Below are 18,278 nucleotides of genomic sequence, written 5' to 3'. Positions count from 1 at the left end.
GATCATCGCTCAACAACGACTCACGCGACATGACCCCAACAATCGCGGCCCACACCGCCAATCTTTAGGAGACACGCCCTAGCGCCGCTGCGGCTCGCCGCCGCTCGGCTCGGGCGGCGGCGAGTTCGGTCGTCCCGATCGCGACCGCCGACGACTAGCTCGACAGACGCAGGTGTCACCGGGACGACCCGATCCTTGAGTTCCGAGATCATCAACCGGTAGCGACACCATGACGTCGCCAACCGTTGATGATCATCGGCTGGGAGACACGGCGCCCGCCCATCAATGAGCGGATCGCGGCGACCGAGCCGACATGCCGTTGTGATGGCGGCGATCCGGTCGCCATGTCATCACCACATGCGGACACCGGGCGCATGTCACGGACGGGCCGACACCGGCCAGGGGCGCACCGAGGCACCCCCAACCACGCTCGACCCGGGCCGCCACGCGGTGACCGCACACCGTGCAGCCCGGACATCGTCGTGCCCCATGGCTGCTACCAGCCCGCACTCGGGAGCATTCGGTACCGAATGACGAGGGCCCCAGGCTGGTGCCTGGGGCCCTCGTCAACGTGGTGCGCGAGGGGGGAGTTGAACCCCCACGTCCTTTCGGACACACGGACCTGAACCGTGCGCGTCTGCCTATTCCGCCACCCGCGCGTGGTGTGCGGCACCAAGGTTAACACGCCTTGGCGGGTGGTCGATTCCACGATCCGGGGGTCTGGATGTCAGCATGGGCGGGAAGCACACAGAGAGCCGTCGGAACCAGCCGCCAGCCGTCCTTCGTCACATAAGGTTGCGACGGCCGTTTCCGCACGGTCCCGATCCAGGGCGCATCCGCACCACCATGCCACGCGCCGTTACGATCAGGGTCTTGCCCACGGCACAGGCGCGAGAGGTGAAGGGAGGTACCCGTGGGGGTGTTGCAGCGCTTCGAGCGGCGGCTCGAGAGCATGGTCCAAGGTGCGTTCACCCGGGCGTTCCGCTCCGAGGTGCAGCCCGTCGAGATCGCCGCGGCCATCCAGCGCGAGCTCGACAACAACGCGCAGATCGTCAGCCGCGACCGGTCGCTCGTGCCGAACGACTTCGTCGTCGAGCTGGGACCGAGCGACTACGACCGGCTCTCCGCGTACATCGGCACGCTGGCCACCGAGCTGGTCGAGCTGGCCCGCGAGCACGCCGACCTGCAGCACTACGCCTTCACGGGTCCGGTCGGGGTCGGCTTCGAGCGGCACGAAGACCTCGGAACCGGCGCCTTCCGCATTCGCAGCGCGGTACGGGCCGGCGTCGACCGCGGCTCGTCGTTCGCCCCCACGCCCACCATCGAGCGGCAGGCCGACGCGTACCTCGTCATCAACGGCACCCAGCATCCTGTGCTGCCGCCGGGCGTCGTGCTCGGGCGCGGCAGCGAGAGCGACCTTCGCATCGACGATCCCGGCGTCTCGCGCCGGCATCTGGAGATCCGCGTGTACCAGCAGGGACCGCAGTCCCAGCTGGTCGCCGTCGACCTCGGCTCCACCAACGGGACGGTCGTCGACGGCGCCCGGGTGGGCCAGGCGCCCCTGACCGACGGTTCCCGCATCGTGATCGGCTCCACCGTGATCGACGTCCGTCGGCGCAGTCCCGGGAGGTGAACGAGTGTCGGAACTGACACTCACGGTCATCAAGCTCGGCTTCCTCGCCGTGCTGTGGCTGCTGATCCTCTCCGTCACATCGGCCATGCGGGCCGATCTCTTCGGCGTGCGGCCGCCCAAGCAGCCGAAACCGCAGCGCGAGGCCCGCGAGGCGGCCCGGCAGAACCGTCAGCCGCGCGGCGCGAAGGGCACCCCGACCAGGGCGTTCATCGTCGAAGGACCCGACACCGGCAGGTCGGTGGCGCTCGACGGCAGCCCCGTCACGTTCGGCCGCGGCGCCGACTGCACGGTGCCGCTGTCCGACGAGTACGTGTCCACGCAGCACGCGCGGCTGCGGTTCCACGAGAACCAGTGGTACGTCGAGGACCTCGGCTCCACCAACGGCACCTACGTCGGCAACCAGCGACTCACACGCAGCACGCCGGTCACCGCCCGCAGCCGGTTCCGGCTCGGCAAGACCGTCGTCGAGCTGCGGAAGTAGGTCTCGATGCCGTTGACGCTGCGCTACGTCGCGCGCTCCGACGTCGGCCTGGTCCGGGAGGGCAACGAGGACTCCGGCTACGCCGGGCCCTACCTCCTGGCCGTGGCCGACGGCATGGGCGGCCACGCGGCCGGCGAGGTGGCCAGTCAGGCGGCCATCGACGAACTCGTACTCACCGAGAGCGAACCCCGCGACAGCGACCCGCTCCAGACCCTGACCTCGGCCATCGAGGCGGCCAACCGGCGTATCCGGCAGCTCATCGTCGACGACTCCAGCCGCGAGGGCATGGGCACGACGGTCACGGCGCTGCTGTGGACCGGCACCACGCTCGGGCTCGGCCACATCGGCGACTCCCGCGCCTACCTGCTGCGCGACGGCGCCATCCGGCAGCTCACCCACGACCACACGTTCGTCCAGTCGCTGGTCGACGAGGGCCGCATCACGCTCGAGGAGGCCGGCGTCCACCCGGCCCGCTCGCTGATCCTCAAGGCGCTGCAGGGCCAGGGCGACGTCGACCCCGACCTCGAGGTGCTCGAGGTCCAGCCCGGCGACCGTCTGCTGGTGTGCAGCGACGGCCTCACCGGTGTGGTCTCCGACGCCACCCTGGAAGAGACCCTGAGCTCCATCCCCGGGCTCGACGACGCCGCCGACGAGCTCATCCGGCTGGCGCTGGCCGGCGGCGCCCCCGACAACGTCACGCTGGTGCTGGCCGACATCGTCGAGACCGACACCCCGCGGCAGCCCGACGACACCGCCGAGGCGTTCCTCGTCGGCGCGGCCGCCAGCAACGACGCTCCACCGCCGGAACGGCCGCGCCGCCGCCGCGGCTCCGCGCTGCGCGCCCTGGTCGGCGCCGAGGAACAGCACAAGCCGACGCCCGAGGACCTCGAGGCCATGCGCTACGCACCGCAGCCGCCCCGGGGCCGGCGCTGGCTGCGTACGGTCGTCATCGTGACCGCCGTCGGCGCCATCGGCTGGGTCGGACTCGATCTCGCCAGCGACTGGGTCCGCGACCAGTACTACGTCGGCGACAGCAACGGCCAGGTCGCCATCTACCAGGGCGTCAGCCAGGAGATCGGCCCCATCCGGCTGTCCGAGCTGCACGACATCCCAGGCGGTCTGCCGGTCGACGCGCTGCCCGCCATCTACCGCGAGCAGGTCGCCGACACCATCACGGCCGACGACCTCGAGGACGCCGACGCCGTCGTCGACCGGCTGCGGCTGGAGGCCTGCCGGGCGCACGAGCGGCTGAACGGCGAGGAGACGCCGTCGCCCACTCCGTCGCCGACGCCGTCGGCGACGCCCACCGGCACCGCCCAGCCGCGCGCGGCCTCCACGGCGACCACGCCTCCCGCCGAGCCGCCGGCCACCGAGCCCGCGGACAGCCCCACCGAGGGCACCGACGACGACTGGCTCGGCAGTGACGTCGGCTATCCCGGGCTGCTCTGTGCGGGGGCGTCATGAGTCTCGACCGCGCCCGCGCCCGCACCGAGCCACCGGCGCCCGAGGCGGTCGCCCCGCGCCGCGGCCGGGGGACCGAGCTGGTGCTGCTGATCTTCGCCATCGGCATCGCGACGTTCGCCTACGTGAGCGTCGACCTCGGCGCACTCGGCCGGGTGCCGCCGAACGCCATGGCCTACCTCGGCGGGCTGTCGGCCGCCACCGCGGTGGCGCACATCGTCATCCGCATCCGGGCGCCGTACGCCGACCCCGTCATCCTGCCCATCGTCGTCACGCTCTGCGGGCTGGGGCTGGCGATGATCCACCGGCTCGACATCGCCGACGGGACCACCCGCGCGTCCACCCAGCTGACCTGGATGGCGGTCGGCGTCACGTTGTTCGTCTGCGTGCTGCTGTTCGTGCGCGACCACCGGGTGCTGTCGCGGCTGCCGTACCTCGCCGGCCTGGCCGGGCTGCTGCTCCTCGTGCTTCCGCTGCTGCCGATCATCGGCCACTCCATCCGCGGCGCCCGCATCTGGATCAACGTCGGGCCGATGACGTTCCAGCCGGGCGAGGCCGCCAAGATCATCCTGATCATCGCGTTCGCCGCCTACCTCGTGCAGACGCGCGACGCGCTGGCGCTGGCCGGCCGCCGGTTCCTCGGCGTCGACCTCCCGCGGGCCCGCGACCTCGGGCCGATCCTGCTGGTCTGGCTGGGCGCCCTGGGCATCCTCGTCGTGCAGAACGACCTCGGCCCGTCCGTGCTGCTGTTCGGCATCTTCGTGCTGATGATCTACGTCGCCACCGAGCGGATCTCGTGGATCATCCTGGGCCTGCTGCTGATCCTGGCCGGCGGGTTCGCCGCGAACGCCGTCGTCTCCCACGTCGCCGAGCGCATCGACTTCTGGATGGACCCGTTCATCGACCCGCAGGGGCAGGTCGCGCAGTCGCTCTACGGTCTGGCGTACGGCGGCCTGCTCGGCACCGGCCTCGGCCAGGGACGGCCCGACCTCACCCCCATCGCCGAGAGCGACTTCATCGGCTCGGCGCTGGGTGAGGAGCTGGGCCTCACCGGGCTCATCGCGATCATCCTGCTGTACGCGCTGCTGGCCTCCCGCGGCCTGCGGGCCGGCCTGCTGCTGCGCGACCCGTTCGGCAAGCTGCTGGCCGCCGGGCTGGCCGCCGGGTTCTTCCTGCAGGTGTTCATCGTGCTCGGCGGTGTCACCCGGTTGATCCCGCTGACCGGCCTCACCACACCGTTCCTGTCCCTCGGCGGTTCGTCGCTGGTGATGAACTGGGTGCTGGTCGCGCTGCTCATCCGGTTGTCCGACGCCGCCCGGCGGCCCGCTCCGCCGTCGTCGTCCTCGTCGCTGACGGACACCGCCGTCACCCAGGTCGTGAGAATCCGATGAACTCCCCGATCCGCCGTATCTCCGCCGGCTGCCTGCTGCTCTGCGTCGCGCTGCTGATCAACGCGACGTACGTGCAGGCGTTCTGGGCCGACGACCTCAACGCGCGCTCGGAGAACCGCCGGGTCCTGCTCGACGAGTACTCGCGCGAGCGCGGCCCGATCCTGCTCGCCGACGACACCCCGATCGCGCAGTCGACGCCGGTCGACGACGAGTACCAGTTCCTGCGGCAGTATCCCGAGGGTCCCATCTACGCGCCGCTGACCGGCTACTACTCCTACAACTATGGACGGACGGCGCTCGAGCGGGCGCAGAACGACATCCTGTCCGGCGACGACGACCGGCTGTTCGTCCGGCGGCTCATCGACCTCGTCACCGGCGAGGAGCCGCGCGGCGGCGCCGTCCGGCTGACCATCGACCCCGCCGCCCAGCAGGCGGCGTGGGAGGGCCTCACCGAGGAGGGCTTCAAGGGCGCCGTCGTCGCCATCGACGTCGAGACCGGCGGCATCCTGGCCATGGTCAGTACGCCGTCGTACGACCCCAACCCGATGGCCAGCCACTCCATCGAGGAGCAGACGGCCACCCGCGAGGCGCTGCTGGCCGACGAGGACGAGCCCGACCTCAACCGCGCGATCGCTCAGCGGCTGCCGCCCGGATCGGTGTTCAAACTGGTCACGGCCGCCGCGGCGCTGGAGTCCGGAGACTTCGACCCGGACACCGAGGTGCCGGGCCCGGCCGAGTACGACCTGCCGCTCACGAACACGAACCTGCCGAACCAGAGCGGGGATGCCTGCATGGACGGCACTCCGACGCTCACCGAGGCGCTGCGCATCTCGTGCAACACGGCCTTCGCCTACCTCGGCAACGAACTGGGCGACGACGCGCTGCGCGAGCAGGCCGAGCGGTTCGGCTTCGACACCCAGCCGCTCACCAACGACGACATGAACGCCGCGACCAGCGTGTTCCCGGCCGACCCCGACGAGCCGCAGACGGCGCTGTCGGCGATCGGCCAGTTCGACGTTCAGGCGACGCCGTTGCAGATGGCCATGGTGTCGGCGGCCATCGCGAACGACGGCGTGCTGATGGAGCCGTACCTCGTCCGCGAGGTGAGCGGTCCGGACCTCGTCAGCCCGATCGAGCGGACCGAGCCCGAGGAGCGCACCCGCGCCGTCTCGCCCGAGACCGCTGAGGAGCTGACCCAGATGATGGTCGACGTCGTCGAGAACGGCACCGGCCAGAACGCGCAGATCGAGGGCATCCAGGTCGCCGGCAAGACCGGCACCGCACAGAGCTCGGCCGAACGGCCGCCGTACGCGTGGTTCACGTCGTTCGCGCCGGCCGACGAGCCCAGCGTGGCGGTCGCCGTCGTCATCGAAGAGGCGCCCGACACCGCCCGCGACGACATCGGCGGCGGACGGCTGGCGGCGCCGATCGCCAGGGCGGTCATGGAGGCGGTGTTGGGATCGTGACCATCGCCACTGTTCGGTCAGAGGCAGCGCCGGGACCGCTGGAACGGGTAGCCTGCGCGAGGTCGAGTCGAGAAAGGGCCGCGGAATGAACGAGTTGCGACTCCTCGGAGATCGCTACGAGCTGGGCGAGGTGATCGGCCGTGGCGGCATGGCCGAAGTCCGCCGCGGCCGCGACTCCCGGTTGGGCCGCATCGTCGCTCTGAAGATGCTGCGGGTCGACCACGCGAGCGACGCCACCTTCCAGGCCCGGTTCCGCCGCGAGGCGCAGTCGGCGGCGTCGCTGAACCACCGCAACATCGTCGCCGTGTACGACACCGGCGAGGACTACATCGACGGCCACCGCATTCCGTACATCGTCATGGAGTACGTCGAGGGCCAGACGCTGCGCGAGATGCTGCAGGAGCACCAGCGGTTCACGCCGGAGCGGTCGATCGAGATCCTGATCTCCACGCTCGACGCGCTGGAGTACAGCCACCGCGCCGGCATCGTCCACCGCGACATCAAGCCCGGCAACATCATGATCACGAGCGGTGGCGAGGTCAAGGTCACCGACTTCGGCATCGCGCGGTCGCTCGCCGACACCGGCATGGCGCTCACCCAGACCGCCGCCGTCGTCGGGACCGCGCAGTACATCTCGCCCGAGCAGGCGCGGGGCGAGCAGGCCGACGCCCGCAGCGACCTCTACGCCAGCGGCTGCGTGCTCTACGAGCTGCTCACCGGACGGCCGCCGTTCATCGGCGAGTCGCTGGTGTCGGTGGCGGTGTCGCACGTGCGCGAGATGCCCACGCCGCCGTCGGCGCTCGACCCCAACATCACGCCCGAGCTCGACGCCATCGTGATGAAGGCGCTGGCCAAGGACCGTCTGCACCGGTACCAGAGCGCCTATGAGATGCGCACCGACCTCGAGCGGGCCGCCGCCGGGCTGCCGGTGGCCGCGGCCGCCGACACCTCCGCCGCGACGCAGCTGATCGCGAACGCCGCGCCCACGGTGGCCGCCGGGGCGCTGCCGCTCGACGACGCCACCCCGTACCCCGACGAGCTCGAGGACGAGGAGGACGAGGAGCAGCGCAAGGGCTTCAGCTGGTGGGCCGTCGTGCTGGGCGCGCTGGCCGTCCTGGCGATCGCCGGCCTCATCGGCTACCTGGTCTTCAACTCCAACGGCCCGGCCCAGGCGACCGTGCCGAACCTCGTCGGCATGACGGCGGAGCAGGCCGAGGCCCGGCTCACCGAGGAGAATCTCGAGGTAACGGCCGAGAGCGAAGCCGTGGAGGACGAGGCGCAGATCGGGACGGTCATCCGCCAGGACCCCCGCCCGTCGACTCAGCTCGACGAGGGCTCCACGGTGACCATCGTGGTCGGCGTGGCACCCGATATGGTCTCGGTGCCGTCGGTCCAGGGACGGACCATCCAGGAGGCGGAGGACGCCATCAGGGAGGCCGGGCTCACGCCCGGCAACCGGGTCCCGCAGAACAGCAACCGCCCAGAGAACGAGGTGCTCGGCACCGAACCCGCCGGCGGCGAGTCGGTCGCTCCCGGCACCACGGTGGACATCATCTATTCCACCGGCACCCAGCCCTTCGAGCTACCGGAACTCATCGGGATGACGCGGGGCCAGGCCGAGGCTGAACTCGAGCGCCTGGGCCTGGTGCCCGACGTGGTCACGGAGACCACGGCCGACGTTCCCGACGGCCAGGTGTTCGACCAGAGCCCGGATCCCGGCGCCGAGGTCGAAGAGGGCGACACGATCATCATCACCGTCGCGGAGGCGCCGGAGGAGGAGCCCAGCGACGAGCCGACGGAGACCGAGACGGACACGCCGACCGACGAGCCGACCGAGACCGAGACCGAGACGCCGCCAGGCGACGAGACCGGAGACCCGTCCGGCACGGAGGGCGGCAACGAGAGCGGTGAAGGCGGCACGGAGTCCGGAGAGCAGGGCGAGGGACTCATCGGCGGCGGAACCGGCTGACGACGACGATGTGAGGAGCCGCGCGGCTCGGGAGCGATCCCGGGCCGCGCGGCTCTTTCGTGGTGGGCTGCGCGTCAGACGGGCAGGTCGGCGGACGGGCCGTGCGCGACCACCGGCGCCAGCCCCGCGGACCGTGCGACGGCACCGTCGTCGCCGCAGACGGCGAGCCAGTTGGCCAGCATGCGGTGCCCGCCCTCGGTGAGCACCGACTCGGGGTGGAACTGGACCCCCTCGACCGGCAGCGATCGGTGCCGCATGGCCATGACGACCCCGCCCGCGGTGCGCGCCGTGACCTCCAGCTCGGCCGGGACGGTGTCGGGCTCGACCGCCAGCGAGTGGTAGCGGGTGGCTGTGAACGGGCTCGCCAGCCCGGCCAGGACGCCGTCGCCGTCGTGGTGGACCTGACTGGTCTTGCCGTGCAGCAGCTCCGGCGCGCGGCCGACGGTGGCGCCGTATGCGACGCCGATGGCCTGCAGCCCGAGGCAGACACCGAAGATGGGGGTGCGGCCGGCCAGGGCGTGGATGAGGTCGATGCAGCCGCCGGCCTTCTCGGGCGTGCCCGGCCCGGGGGAGAGCAGGATGCCGTCGTAGCCGTCGGTCGAGCCGATCTCGTCGTTGCGGCGCACGTCGCAGTCGGCGCCGAGCTGGGCGAGGTACTGGACCAGGTTGAAGACGAAGCTGTCGTAGTTGTCGACTACGAGGATGCGCCGGCTCACGACGTCTGGCCTCCCTGAACACTGCCGGTGAAGGCCGGCATCGTGATGTTCTCCTCGTCGGCCACGCCGTAGTGCAGGCCGATGCGGTCGGCCCACGCGCGGTACTCGCGCACGGCCGGCGACGCCTCCAGCGCGTCGCGCATGGCGTCGGCGTCGCCGATGGCCCTGACGGTGTAGGGCGGGTAGAAGGTGCGGCCGTTGAGCAGCAGCACCGGACCCTCGCACTGGACGGTGCTGGTCGAGACGATGCGCTGGTCCATGACGGTCATGGCCTCGGCCCCGCCGGCCCACAGGGCGTTGATGACGCCCTCGAGGTCCTGCTGATGCACGAGATAGTCCTCGGTGTTGAACTCGGAGTCCTCACCCAGGTTGTTCGGCAGCGGCGCGTCGTCGAGCGTGACGCTCAGGCCCGGACCCTGGACCGGGGTGAGCCCGGCCGCCGGCATCAGCTCCTCGGTGTGGCGGTCGACCTCCTCGGAGGCGCTGCTGCCGTCGCCGGCCGTGAGGTCCTCGATGTCGGAGGAGAGCTCGTCGATGCGTGCCTGCAGCTCCTGAACCCGCTGCTCCTCGGCGCGGACCAGGTCGGAGAACGCGATGACGTCGCTGCCACGCAGGTCGTCGCCGTCGGCGGCCTTGGCGCTGGTGATGAGCAGGACACCACAGCCTGCGAGCACCACGGGCGCCAGGAAGCGCCAGGCCCGTGGGTAGTCGGACGACCGGCTGATGGGGTCCACCTCCAAGTGGGACGATCGGGACTGCACGCCGCGATGTGGGCGCACGGCCTGCTGACGACTACGCTAGCCGAGCATCACCGCAACCAGCCAAGACCGAGAGGAACCGACCGTGCCCAAGTCTCGCAGCCGTCGCAAGGACGACGACTACACCCCTCCGGAGCGGGGCGAGCTCAAGGACCCGACGGTATCCGGTCGCTGGGTCGTCCCCACCATGATCACGCTGCTCCTGGTCGGCCTGGTGTGGATCGTGGTCTATTACCTCGTCGGCGACGACATCCCGTTCGTCCAGGACCTCGGCGGCTGGAACCTGTTGATCGGCATGGGCCTGATCACCGGCGGGTTCATGACCGCCACCCGCTGGAAGTGACGGCATTCCCGCTCTGACCTGCGGACAGGACGTTGTCCACAGGTTATTGCACAGCTGTGATTACACGCGTGTAATTTTCCCCAGTGGGGATAACCCCTGTGGATAACCTCGCGCGTGACGGTGGGCTGTGGACGGCGTGCGAGCGCCGCCCACCCTCACCCGCGCCTGAGTCACCCCACGCGGGCGCGCACCACCTCGCCCGCGTCAAGAGCCGAATGCGGGCCGGATCGGCGCATCGTCCGGTCGCAGGGCGAGTGAGGTGCGCTCCGGGTACCGGCCGTTGATGCTGGTCGTGGTGTGGCGGCCCGGCAACCGGCCGGAGCAGGCGATCATTATCCGGCGTGGTGACGCCAGGGCCAACAGTTGGCACTCACGTCACCCCACGGGCGATCCTGACCGGGCCCGCGGTGGGGCCGGGTCGATCGCGGACGTAAGGAGTTGCACCCGCTCTGGCGGGGACGACCCCCTCCCGACGACCCGAGCTCGGCCGGCTGGAAGGGACGCCGCGTGTCGGGTGCGGGTGTCAGGAGACGGCGATCATGATGGCCGTCGTGACGAGCATTGCGGCGGCGAGCGAGCCGATGAGCGCCCACAGCCCGCGCTGCTCCTTCGGGGCGTAGGCGTAGACCGCCGCCAGCGCCGTGCCGATGACCAGGCCGCCGAGGTGCGCTCGCCAGTCGATGCCCGGCACGGTGAACCCGAAGACCAGGTTGATGCCCAGGATGACGACGATGCCGCCGGTGTCGCGGCCGAGCCGGCGGGCGATGACGAACAGCGCGCCGAAGAGGCCGTACACCGCGCCCGAGGCGCCGTACGACAGTGAGTAGGGGTCGGACACGGTCAGCAGCGACGCCGCGGTGCCGCCCAGGGCCGACAGCAGATAGAGGGTGAGGAACCGGCTGCGGCCGAGGATCGGCTCGAGCGACGAGCCGAGCATGTAGAGCGCGACCATGTTCAGGCCGATGTGGAGCACGTTCTCGTGCGTGAATGCCGCCGTGACGAGCCGGTACCACTGGCCGTCGACGACGCCGAAGGAGAACGGGTCGCCGCGGTCGCCGAGGACGAGTCCCAGCCGGGCGCTCAGCTCGTTGGTGCCGATGCCGCGCGCGTAGCGGTCGAGGAACGAGTCGCCCCGGGTGCCGATGGCCAGGCCCATCACCCAGATGACGACGTTGATGCCGATGAGCGTGAGGGTGACGGCGTTGGAGCTGGAATCGCGGCGCTGGCCGCCGAGCACCGTCCGGGCCTGGCGGACGCCCTTGCGCCCCTCGGCGACGCACTGCGGGCACTGGTAGCCCACCGGCGCGGCGATCATGCACTCGGGGCAGATCGGCCGCTCACACCGCGAGCAGCGGATGTACGTCTCGCGGTCGGGGTGGCGGTAGCAGGTCGGCGGTGCGGCCGAGTCGCCGCTGGGGGGCGGCCCGGCCGGACCGCCGGCACTTCCGGTCATGGGGGACGCCGACTCTCGGTACTCAGCCGCCGGTGATGGTCACCGACTCGATGACGACGGGCTCGAGCGGCCGGTCGGTACGGTCGGTGGGCGTGGCGGCGATGGCGTCGACGACGTCGCGGCTGCTCTGGTCGGCCACCTCGCCGAAGATGGTGTGACGGCGGTTGAGGTGCGGCGTCGGGCCGACGGTGATGAAGAACTGCGAGCCGTTGGTGTTCGGGCCGGCGTTGGCCATGGCCAGCAGGTACGGCTTGTTGAACGCCAGCTCGGGGTGGAACTCGTCGGCGAAGTCGTAGCCCGGGCCGCCACGGCCGTTGCCGAGCGGGTCGCCGCCCTGGATCATGAAGCCCGAGATGACGCGGTGGAAGACGGTGCCGTCGTACAGCTTGTCGGTGGTCTTCTCGCCGGTCTCGGGGTTGACCCACTCGCGCTCGCCCTTGGCGAGCTCGACGAAGTTGCGCACCGTCTTCGGGGCGTGGTGGGGCAGGAGCGCCACGGTGATGTCGCCGCGGTTGGTGTGCAGGGTGGCATGAAGCTCGTCGGCCACGGGTAAGCCCTTCGCTGTTCGATGTCCTCGATTTGCTCCATCCTCGCACGCCGTGGCGTAAGTCGGCATACGGTCGTCGGTAAGGCAAGATCGGGGGGAGACTCCAGAAACAGGGGCCCTGCACGCGATCCGACAAGGGAGGCCCAACGTGAGCAGGCTATTCAGCATCCGGCGGACCAGCCGCACCGAGGACGCGAAGGTGCGCACGCAGGAGGCTGCGGAACAGGCCCGCCAGGCCGCACGCGAGGCCGGCCGGCGCGCCCGCGAGGCCGCGACACCGGTGGTCGACTCCGCGCGCGAGCGGCTGACGCCGGTGGTCGAGTCGGCCGTCGACAAGGTGGGCCCGAAGGTGCAGGCGGCCCGCGACAAGGTGGGCCCGGCCGCGAACCAGGCGAAGGACACGCTGCTGCACGACGTCGTCCCGCGGGTCGCCGACTCGCTGGCTGTCGCGGCGGACAAGTTCTCCGAGCGCGCACACGAGCTGTCCGAGCGCACCGCCGCGCTCGCGGAGAAGGCCGAGAAGCAGCGCAAGAGGAAGCGGCGCCGCCGCATCGTCACGGTGCTGGGCGGCTTCGCCGCCGCGGGCGCCGCGGTGGCCGCGGTGGTGCGCCGGCGCGGCCAGTCCGACCAGTGGACCACCTACGACCCCTCCACGGGGCCGTGGGCTCCCGCTCCGGCGCCGGAGGACAAGGACAAGCCGGCCGAGCAGTCCACCCCGAGCGGGTCGGCCACGGCGGCGACGTCCGACGCGGGCACCGAGGCCAAGAGCGACGGCGCGAGCTCCGACGGCACGGGCGGCGACAAGCCGGCGTCCAAGACGGCGGCGCCGGCCAAGAAGAGCGCTCCGGCGAAGAAGACCACGGCCAAGAAGGCGCCCGCGAAGAAGGCCGCGCCCGCCTCGGCCGCCGGCAACAGCAGCCAGGGCACCCTCGACGGCAGCCAGAACTAGCCGCCGCCGAAAACCTTGGGCGACCCGCCCTGGCCGGCGTCCTTCGTGACGTCGGCCAGGGTGGCCATGTCGGCGAGCACCCGCGCCGCGGCCTGCACCAGCGGGACCGCCAGCAGCGCGCCGGTGCCCTCACCGAGCCGCATCCGCAGGTCCAGCAGGGCCGGTTCGCCGAGCCGGTCGGGCAGCGTCCGCCCGCCCGGCTCTGCCGACGTATGCCCGGCGACCAGGTAGCCGGCGAGGTCGGGGCAGAGCGCGACGGCGGCCAGCGCGGCCGACCCGGTGACGACGCCGTCGACGACGACGGGGATCCGCGCGGCGGCCCCGGCCAGCATGACGCCGACCAGCGCCGCGTGCTCGAGGCCGCCCAGCGAGGCCAGCGTCGCCAGCGGTCCCCGCGCCCCGGCAGCGGCGTCGGCGGCGTGCCGCGCCAGCGCCGCCCGCACGACCTCGACCTTGTGCGGGGTCCGCCCGTGGTCGAGGTTGGCGCCCTTGCCCGTCACGTCGGCCGGGTCCGCGCCGGTGAACGCCGCGAAGAGGGCGGCCGACGCCGTCGTGTTGCCGATGCCGACCTCGCCGGTCACCAGAAGGTCGGTGCCACCCTCGATCAGCTCCGCCGCCACCCGGGCGCCCGCGCCGATCGCCGTCCGGCACTCCTCGACCGTCATCGCCGGCTCGACGGCCAGGTCGCGGGTCGCGCTGCGCACCCGTTCGTCGCGGACGCCGTCGGGCACCGGGCCGAGCCGCAGCGTCCCCACGTCGACCACCACGACCCGAGCGCCGACGGTCCGGGCGATCGCGTTCACCGCCGCACCACCGGACGCCACGGTCGCGACCATCGCCGCGGTCACCTCCTGCGGCCAGTCCGACACGCCCTGGGCGTGTACGCCGTGATCGGCCGCGGCGACGACCACCGCCGGCGACGACGGGACCGGCGGCGGGCAGTGGCCGCTGATGGCGGCCAACCGGGCGCCGAGGTCCTCCAGCCGCCCGAGGCTGCCCGGCGGCTTGGCCAGCCCGGCGTGCCGTTCGAGCGCCCGTTCGTGGGCCGCTCCGTCGACGGCGACGACCGACTCGACCAGCTCCTCCACCGTCGGCATCACACCGACCCCCCTTCCTCGATGATGCGTAGCGCGGCGACCAGCCGCTCGTTCGTCGCCCGGTCGCGGACGGCCACCCGCACGGCGCGGTCGTCCAGCCCCGGGAAGGTGTCGGCCCGGCGGGCGGCGAGGCCCTGCTCGAGCAGCCGGTCGCGCAGGCCGGGCCGGCCTGAGCGGACCAGCACGAAGTTGGCGTGGGCGTCCCACACCTCCAGGCCGCCGACGGAGCGCAGCCCGGCGACCAGCTCGGTCCGCAGGTCCGCGACGGCGCCGGCGCGGGCCCGCCGCTCGTCCTCGGCGACCGGCGCGGTCAGCGCCTCGACCGCGGTCAGCGCCAGGCTGTTGACGCTCCACGGCTGGCGGCCGGCCGCGAGCCGGCCGATGAGGTCCGGTGGGCCGACGACGTAGCCGATCCGCAGGCCGGCCAGCCCCCACAGCTTGGTCAGGCTCCGGACGGCGACCATGCCGGGCAGGTCGCGGCGGCCGGCCAGGCCGTCGGCGTCGTCCAGGAACTCGGTGAACGCCTCGTCGACGACGACCGTCCGGCCGGGCCGGGCCAGCGCCGCCACCGTCTCGACCGGATCGAGCACGCCGGTCGGGTTGTCCGGCCGCCCGAGCACGACCAGGTCGGCGGCGGAGGGGACGGCGGACGGGTCCAGCCGCCAGCCCGCGGCCTCGTCGCGCAGGACGCGGACGACGGGGACGCCGGCCGCCCGCAGCGCCGCCTCGGGTTCGGTGAACGACGGGTGCACGCAGGCGGCCAGCCGCGGCCGCAGCACCTGGGCCAGCAGCCAGAACGCCTCCGCCGCGCCGTCGACGACCAGGCACTCCTCGGCCAGACGGCCGTGGCGGGCGGCCGCCGCGGCTCGTGCGGCGCGGTCGTCCGGATAGGCGGCGAGATCGCGCACGGCCGCCGCCAGCCGGTCCGCCAGCCACGGCGGCGGACCCGGCTGCACGTTGACGGCGAGGTCGACGGCGCCGGGCGGCACCTGGGTGTCGCCGTGCTCGCGCAGCAGCGGATCGGCCACCGGTGCCGGCGGGACCGGCTCGGGCGGCGCGTCGGGCTCCAGCCGGACCACGCGGCCGCCGACGACGAGCAGCACCTCGTCCGCCACCGCCGACAGCGCCTGGACGGCTCGCCCGTGCACGTCGACGTACAGACGGGCGCCGGGACCGCCGGCGTGCACGCCGAGCCCCGGCTGCCCCGCGATCGCCAGCACGTCGACGTCCAGCGCGGCGACGGCAGCGGTGAACGCCCGCAGCGCCGCCACCACGCCGTCCTCGGCGCGTGCCCGCAGAGCGGGGTCGGGCACCTCGTCGCCGACGAACACGCCGGCCGACTCCAGCGTCTCGGCCAGCCAGGTGTCCAGCGCGTCGACCAGCACGAACGACCCGGCGCCGGCGTCGGTGACCGCGGCGGCCAGGTCGAACGTCTCCAGCGTCCGCCAGTGCGCCGGACGGTCCGCGCGATGCCGCTCGACCCGCGCCTTGAACTCGTCGTCGCGGACGACGGCCGGCGCGACGACGACCACCGGACGGCCGCTCGCCTCGGCCCGGCGCGCCGCGAGCCCCGACTTGCCCGACTTCTGCCCGCCCAGCACCAGCGTCAGCCGCCCACCCGCCGTCCCAGACCTCCGTTGATCATGGAGAAATCCGGCTTCCGGAGGCCCGGGAACCCCGATTTCTCCATGATCGACTGTGGCTGGGGTCACGGCGGGACGGGGGTCGGGTGTGGTGGGCGACGGCGTCACAGCAGGTCCTCTCCCTGGGCGGCCAGGGCCGCGACGGCGATCGCGACCGCGATATTCGTGAGTGCGACCGACGCGCCGAGCACGTCACCGGTGACCCCGCCGATGCGCCGCCGGGCCGCCCGGCGCAGTCCGAGCACCGGCACGGCCGCCGCCGCGAGCACCACCGGTGCCCACCAGCCGGCCACCAGCATGGTCACGACCAGTACGGTCGCCGCCGCGACCGTCGAGTCCACCACCCCGAGCCTGCCGAGCCGGCGGCCCTGGCCGTCCGCCCGGGCCGGCGGCAACGACGCCGCCAGCACCAGCGGCGCCGCCCGCCCGGCGACGTGCCCGGCGAGCAGGACGCGGGCGACGTCGGCGAGCCCGGACGACCCCGCTCCGGCCGACGCCAGCAGCGTCACCCGCAGCAGCAGGTCGCCTGCCAGCGCGAGCGCGCCGTAGGTACCGAGCCGGCTGTCGCGCATGATCTCCAGGCGTCGTTCCCGGGTCGCGCCGCCCCAGAGCCCGTCCATGGTGTCGGCCAGCCCGTCCTCGTGCAGCGCACCGGTGACGACCACGGTCGCCAGCACCGCCGCCACGGCGGCCGGCAGCGGCCCGAGCAGCGCGTCCGTCGCCCACCACACGGCCAGCCCCGCCCCGCCGACCAAGGCCCCGACCAGCGGGAACCACGCACCGGCCCGGTCCAGCGCGGGACCGGCGAACGGCGCCGAGCCGACCGGGATCCGCGTCAGGAACCCCACCGCCGCCCGCAGCGCCGCGATCACGACGACCCCGCCAGGGATCGCAGCAGCCGCGTGTCGAGGTGCTCCTCCACCACGTCGGCGAGCCGCTCGATCGTCGCATCGAGGGTGCGCGACGGCCGAGCGCCGAACAGCGCCTCGAGCACCGCGGCGTCCTCGAACAGCCCGTGCAGGTACCACCCGGCGACGTTCCCGTCGGACACGACGAGGGCGTCCGACCCGGCGGAGTCGGCCGTGCGGCCCTGCCGGATCTCGTAGCCCTCGACCGGCAGCCCGCTCAGCGCCGTCCACGGCGCGCCGAACGCGGGCAGCGTCAGCGACCGCCGCCGGACCAGCTTGTCGCGCTCGAATGTTGTGGTCAGCGGCAGCAGGCCGAGCCCGTCACCGGCGCCGTCGACCCCGAACGGGTCCTCCAGCCGCCGCCCGAGCAGCTGCATGCCGCCGCACACGCCCAGCACCCGCACCCCCGGCCGTCCGGCGGCCGCCAGCACCGCGTCGTCGAGGCCCGACGCACGCAGCCACGCCAGGTCCGACGCGACGTGCTTCGAGCCGGGCAGGATCACCGTCGCCGCACCGTCGAGGTGCCACGGCTGGGTCGCCCAGCGCACTTCGGCGACCTGCTCGAGCAGCGCGTACTCGTCGAGGTTGGACGCCGAGGGGTAGCGGACGATCGCGACCGGCGGCAGCCCACTCCGGACCGGAGCCCGCAGCGCCGCGCCGTCCTCGTCGGGGAGGTCGTGCCGGATCATCGGGACGACGCCCACGGTCGGCACGCCGGTCAGCCGCTCCAACTGCTCCGGGCCGGGCGGCAGCAGCGACACGTCACCACGGAACCGGTTGAGGACGAAGCCGCGGATGCGCCGCTGGTGGTGCGGCGGCAGCAGCGCCCAGGTGCCGTAGAGGTGGGCGAACGCGCCGCCGCGGTCGATGTCGACGGCGAGCAGCACCGGCGCCGCGGCCCGTTCGGCGACCCGCATGTTGACGATGTCGTTGGCGGCGAGGTTGATCTCCGCCGGGCTGCCGGCCCCTTCGATGACCACGACGTCGTACGTGTCCAGCAGCTCGGCCAGCGCGGTCTCGACGGTCGGCCAGAGGGCCTCGCTGCGGTCGCGCCACGGCCGCCGGGACAGCTCGGCGTCCACGCGGCCCAGCCGGACGACCTGGCTGGTCCCGGACTCCGGCTTCAGCAGAACCGGGTTCATGCGCACCTCGGGTTCGACGCCCGCGGCCCGCGCCTGCAGCCACTGCGCGACGCCGATCTCGCCGCCGTCGACGACCCGGGCGTTGTTGGACATGTTCTGCGCCTTGAACGGCGCGACGTTCAGGCCCTGCCGGGCGTACCAGCGGCACAACGCGGTCGTGAGCAGGCTCTTCCCCGCCCAGCTGGTGCAGCCCTGCACCATGACGGCGGTCATCGGCGGGCTCCGCGCGTCGGGATCGCGGCGACGACGGCGGCTGCGGCGGCCGCTGCCCACCCGCGGCGCCGGGCCAGCCGGAGCGCGGCGTCGACGTCGGGCGCCCCG

At 72.8% G+C, this 18,278-nt stretch carries 16 protein-coding genes and 1 tRNA gene; 8 read left to right on the top strand and 9 right to left on the bottom strand.

The features are described from left to right. Positions 1 to 572: 572 nt before the first annotated feature. Positions 573 to 659, bottom strand: a tRNA-Leu gene (locus tag DY240_RS28645). Positions 660 to 913: 254 nt separating this feature from the next. Between DY240_RS28645 and DY240_RS28640 the strand changes: the two genes are divergently transcribed. The 6 genes from DY240_RS28640 (at position 914) to pknB (ending at position 8,401) form a co-directional block, all read left to right on the top strand. After that, positions 914 to 1,633 carry an FhaA domain-containing protein gene (locus DY240_RS28640; RefSeq protein ID WP_119663061.1) on the top strand — a complete coding sequence of 240 codons (720 nt, stop codon included), beginning with the start codon at positions 914 to 916 and terminating at the stop codon, positions 1,631 to 1,633. Positions 1,634 to 1,637: 4 nt separating this feature from the next. Next, positions 1,638 to 2,114, top strand: a complete 477-nt coding sequence (locus DY240_RS28635; protein WP_119663060.1) for an FHA domain-containing protein FhaB/FipA — start codon at positions 1,638 to 1,640, stop codon at positions 2,112 to 2,114. A gap of 6 nt (positions 2,115 to 2,120) precedes the next feature. After that, positions 2,121 to 3,578, top strand: coding sequence for a PP2C family protein-serine/threonine phosphatase (locus tag DY240_RS28630; protein ID WP_119663059.1), 1,458 nt, complete (start codon positions 2,121 to 2,123; stop codon positions 3,576 to 3,578). Then, positions 3,575 to 4,966: an FtsW/RodA/SpoVE family cell cycle protein gene (locus DY240_RS28625; protein ID WP_119663058.1), complete on the top strand. Its 1,392-nt coding sequence runs from the start codon at positions 3,575 to 3,577 to the stop codon at positions 4,964 to 4,966. The genes DY240_RS28630 and DY240_RS28625 overlap by 4 nt, the downstream gene beginning before the upstream one ends. Continuing rightward, positions 4,963 to 6,432 carry a peptidoglycan D,D-transpeptidase FtsI family protein gene (locus DY240_RS28620; RefSeq protein WP_119663057.1) on the top strand — a complete coding sequence of 490 codons (1,470 nt, stop codon included), beginning with the start codon at positions 4,963 to 4,965 and terminating at the stop codon, positions 6,430 to 6,432. Before DY240_RS28625 ends, DY240_RS28620 begins: the two co-directional genes overlap by 4 nt. A gap of 85 nt (positions 6,433 to 6,517) precedes the next feature. Next, positions 6,518 to 8,401 (top strand): Stk1 family PASTA domain-containing Ser/Thr kinase, encoded by a 1,884-nt coding sequence (gene pknB / locus DY240_RS28615; RefSeq protein WP_119663056.1) that lies wholly within the window; start codon positions 6,518 to 6,520, stop codon positions 8,399 to 8,401. A 74-nt stretch (positions 8,402 to 8,475) separates the two neighbouring features. Here pknB and DY240_RS28610 read toward each other — a convergent pair whose 3' ends face one another. Both DY240_RS28610 and DY240_RS28605 read right to left on the bottom strand, forming a co-directional pair. Further along, on the bottom strand, positions 8,476 to 9,117 hold the full coding sequence (locus tag DY240_RS28610; protein WP_119663055.1) for an aminodeoxychorismate/anthranilate synthase component II: 642 nt from the start codon (positions 9,115 to 9,117) through the stop codon (positions 8,476 to 8,478). Next, positions 9,114 to 9,851: a DUF881 domain-containing protein gene (locus tag DY240_RS28605; protein WP_119663054.1), complete on the bottom strand. Its 738-nt coding sequence runs from the start codon at positions 9,849 to 9,851 to the stop codon at positions 9,114 to 9,116. Before DY240_RS28605 ends, DY240_RS28610 begins: the two co-directional genes overlap by 4 nt. Positions 9,852 to 9,960: 109 nt before the next feature. On the opposite strand from DY240_RS28605, the gene DY240_RS28600 reads away from it, so the two are divergent. Beyond that, a complete protein-coding gene (locus DY240_RS28600; protein ID WP_119663053.1) occupies positions 9,961 to 10,218 on the top strand; it encodes a cell division protein CrgA in 258 nt (85 codons plus the stop codon). 523 nt (positions 10,219 to 10,741) lie between these two features. Here the strand turns inward: DY240_RS28600 and DY240_RS28595 are convergent. Both DY240_RS28595 and DY240_RS28590 read right to left on the bottom strand, forming a co-directional pair. Then, entirely contained in the window at positions 10,742 to 11,671 is a 930-nt protein-coding gene (locus DY240_RS28595) for a rhomboid family intramembrane serine protease (RefSeq protein ID WP_119663052.1), read from the bottom strand. Positions 11,672 to 11,693: 22 nt separating this feature from the next. Next, entirely contained in the window at positions 11,694 to 12,218 is a 525-nt protein-coding gene (locus DY240_RS28590) for a peptidylprolyl isomerase (RefSeq protein WP_119663051.1), read from the bottom strand. A gap of 148 nt (positions 12,219 to 12,366) precedes the next feature. On the opposite strand from DY240_RS28590, the gene DY240_RS28585 reads away from it, so the two are divergent. Further along, entirely contained in the window at positions 12,367 to 13,167 is an 801-nt protein-coding gene (locus tag DY240_RS28585) for a hypothetical protein (protein ID WP_147375563.1), read from the top strand. On the opposite strand, the gene cobT is transcribed toward DY240_RS28585, so the two are convergent. The 4 genes from cobT to DY240_RS28565 form a co-directional block, all read right to left on the bottom strand. Then, positions 13,164 to 14,264, bottom strand: a complete 1,101-nt coding sequence (gene cobT, locus DY240_RS28580) for a nicotinate-nucleotide--dimethylbenzimidazole phosphoribosyltransferase (protein WP_119663049.1) — start codon at positions 14,262 to 14,264, stop codon at positions 13,164 to 13,166. The genes DY240_RS28585 and cobT overlap by 4 nt on opposite strands. Beyond that, positions 14,264 to 15,865: an Rv2231c family pyridoxal phosphate-dependent protein CobC gene (gene cobC, locus DY240_RS28575; RefSeq protein WP_158603040.1), complete on the bottom strand. Its 1,602-nt coding sequence runs from the start codon at positions 15,863 to 15,865 to the stop codon at positions 14,264 to 14,266. Before cobC ends, cobT begins: the two co-directional genes overlap by 1 nt. 146 nt (positions 15,866 to 16,011) lie before the next feature. Further along, on the bottom strand, positions 16,012 to 16,779 hold the full coding sequence (gene cobS, locus DY240_RS28570) for an adenosylcobinamide-GDP ribazoletransferase (protein ID WP_199702663.1): 768 nt from the start codon (positions 16,777 to 16,779) through the stop codon (positions 16,012 to 16,014). Next, positions 16,776 to 18,170, bottom strand: coding sequence for a cobyric acid synthase (locus DY240_RS28565; RefSeq protein WP_119663047.1), 1,395 nt, complete (start codon positions 18,168 to 18,170; stop codon positions 16,776 to 16,778). The genes cobS and DY240_RS28565 overlap by 4 nt, the downstream gene beginning before the upstream one ends. Positions 18,171 to 18,278: the final 108 nt, after the last annotated feature.

This window comes from Jiangella rhizosphaerae (genome assembly GCF_003579925.1).
GTDB classification, from domain to species: domain Bacteria; phylum Actinomycetota; class Actinomycetes; order Jiangellales; family Jiangellaceae; genus Jiangella; species Jiangella rhizosphaerae.
This window is presented reverse-complemented; position numbering and strand designations above follow the sequence as displayed.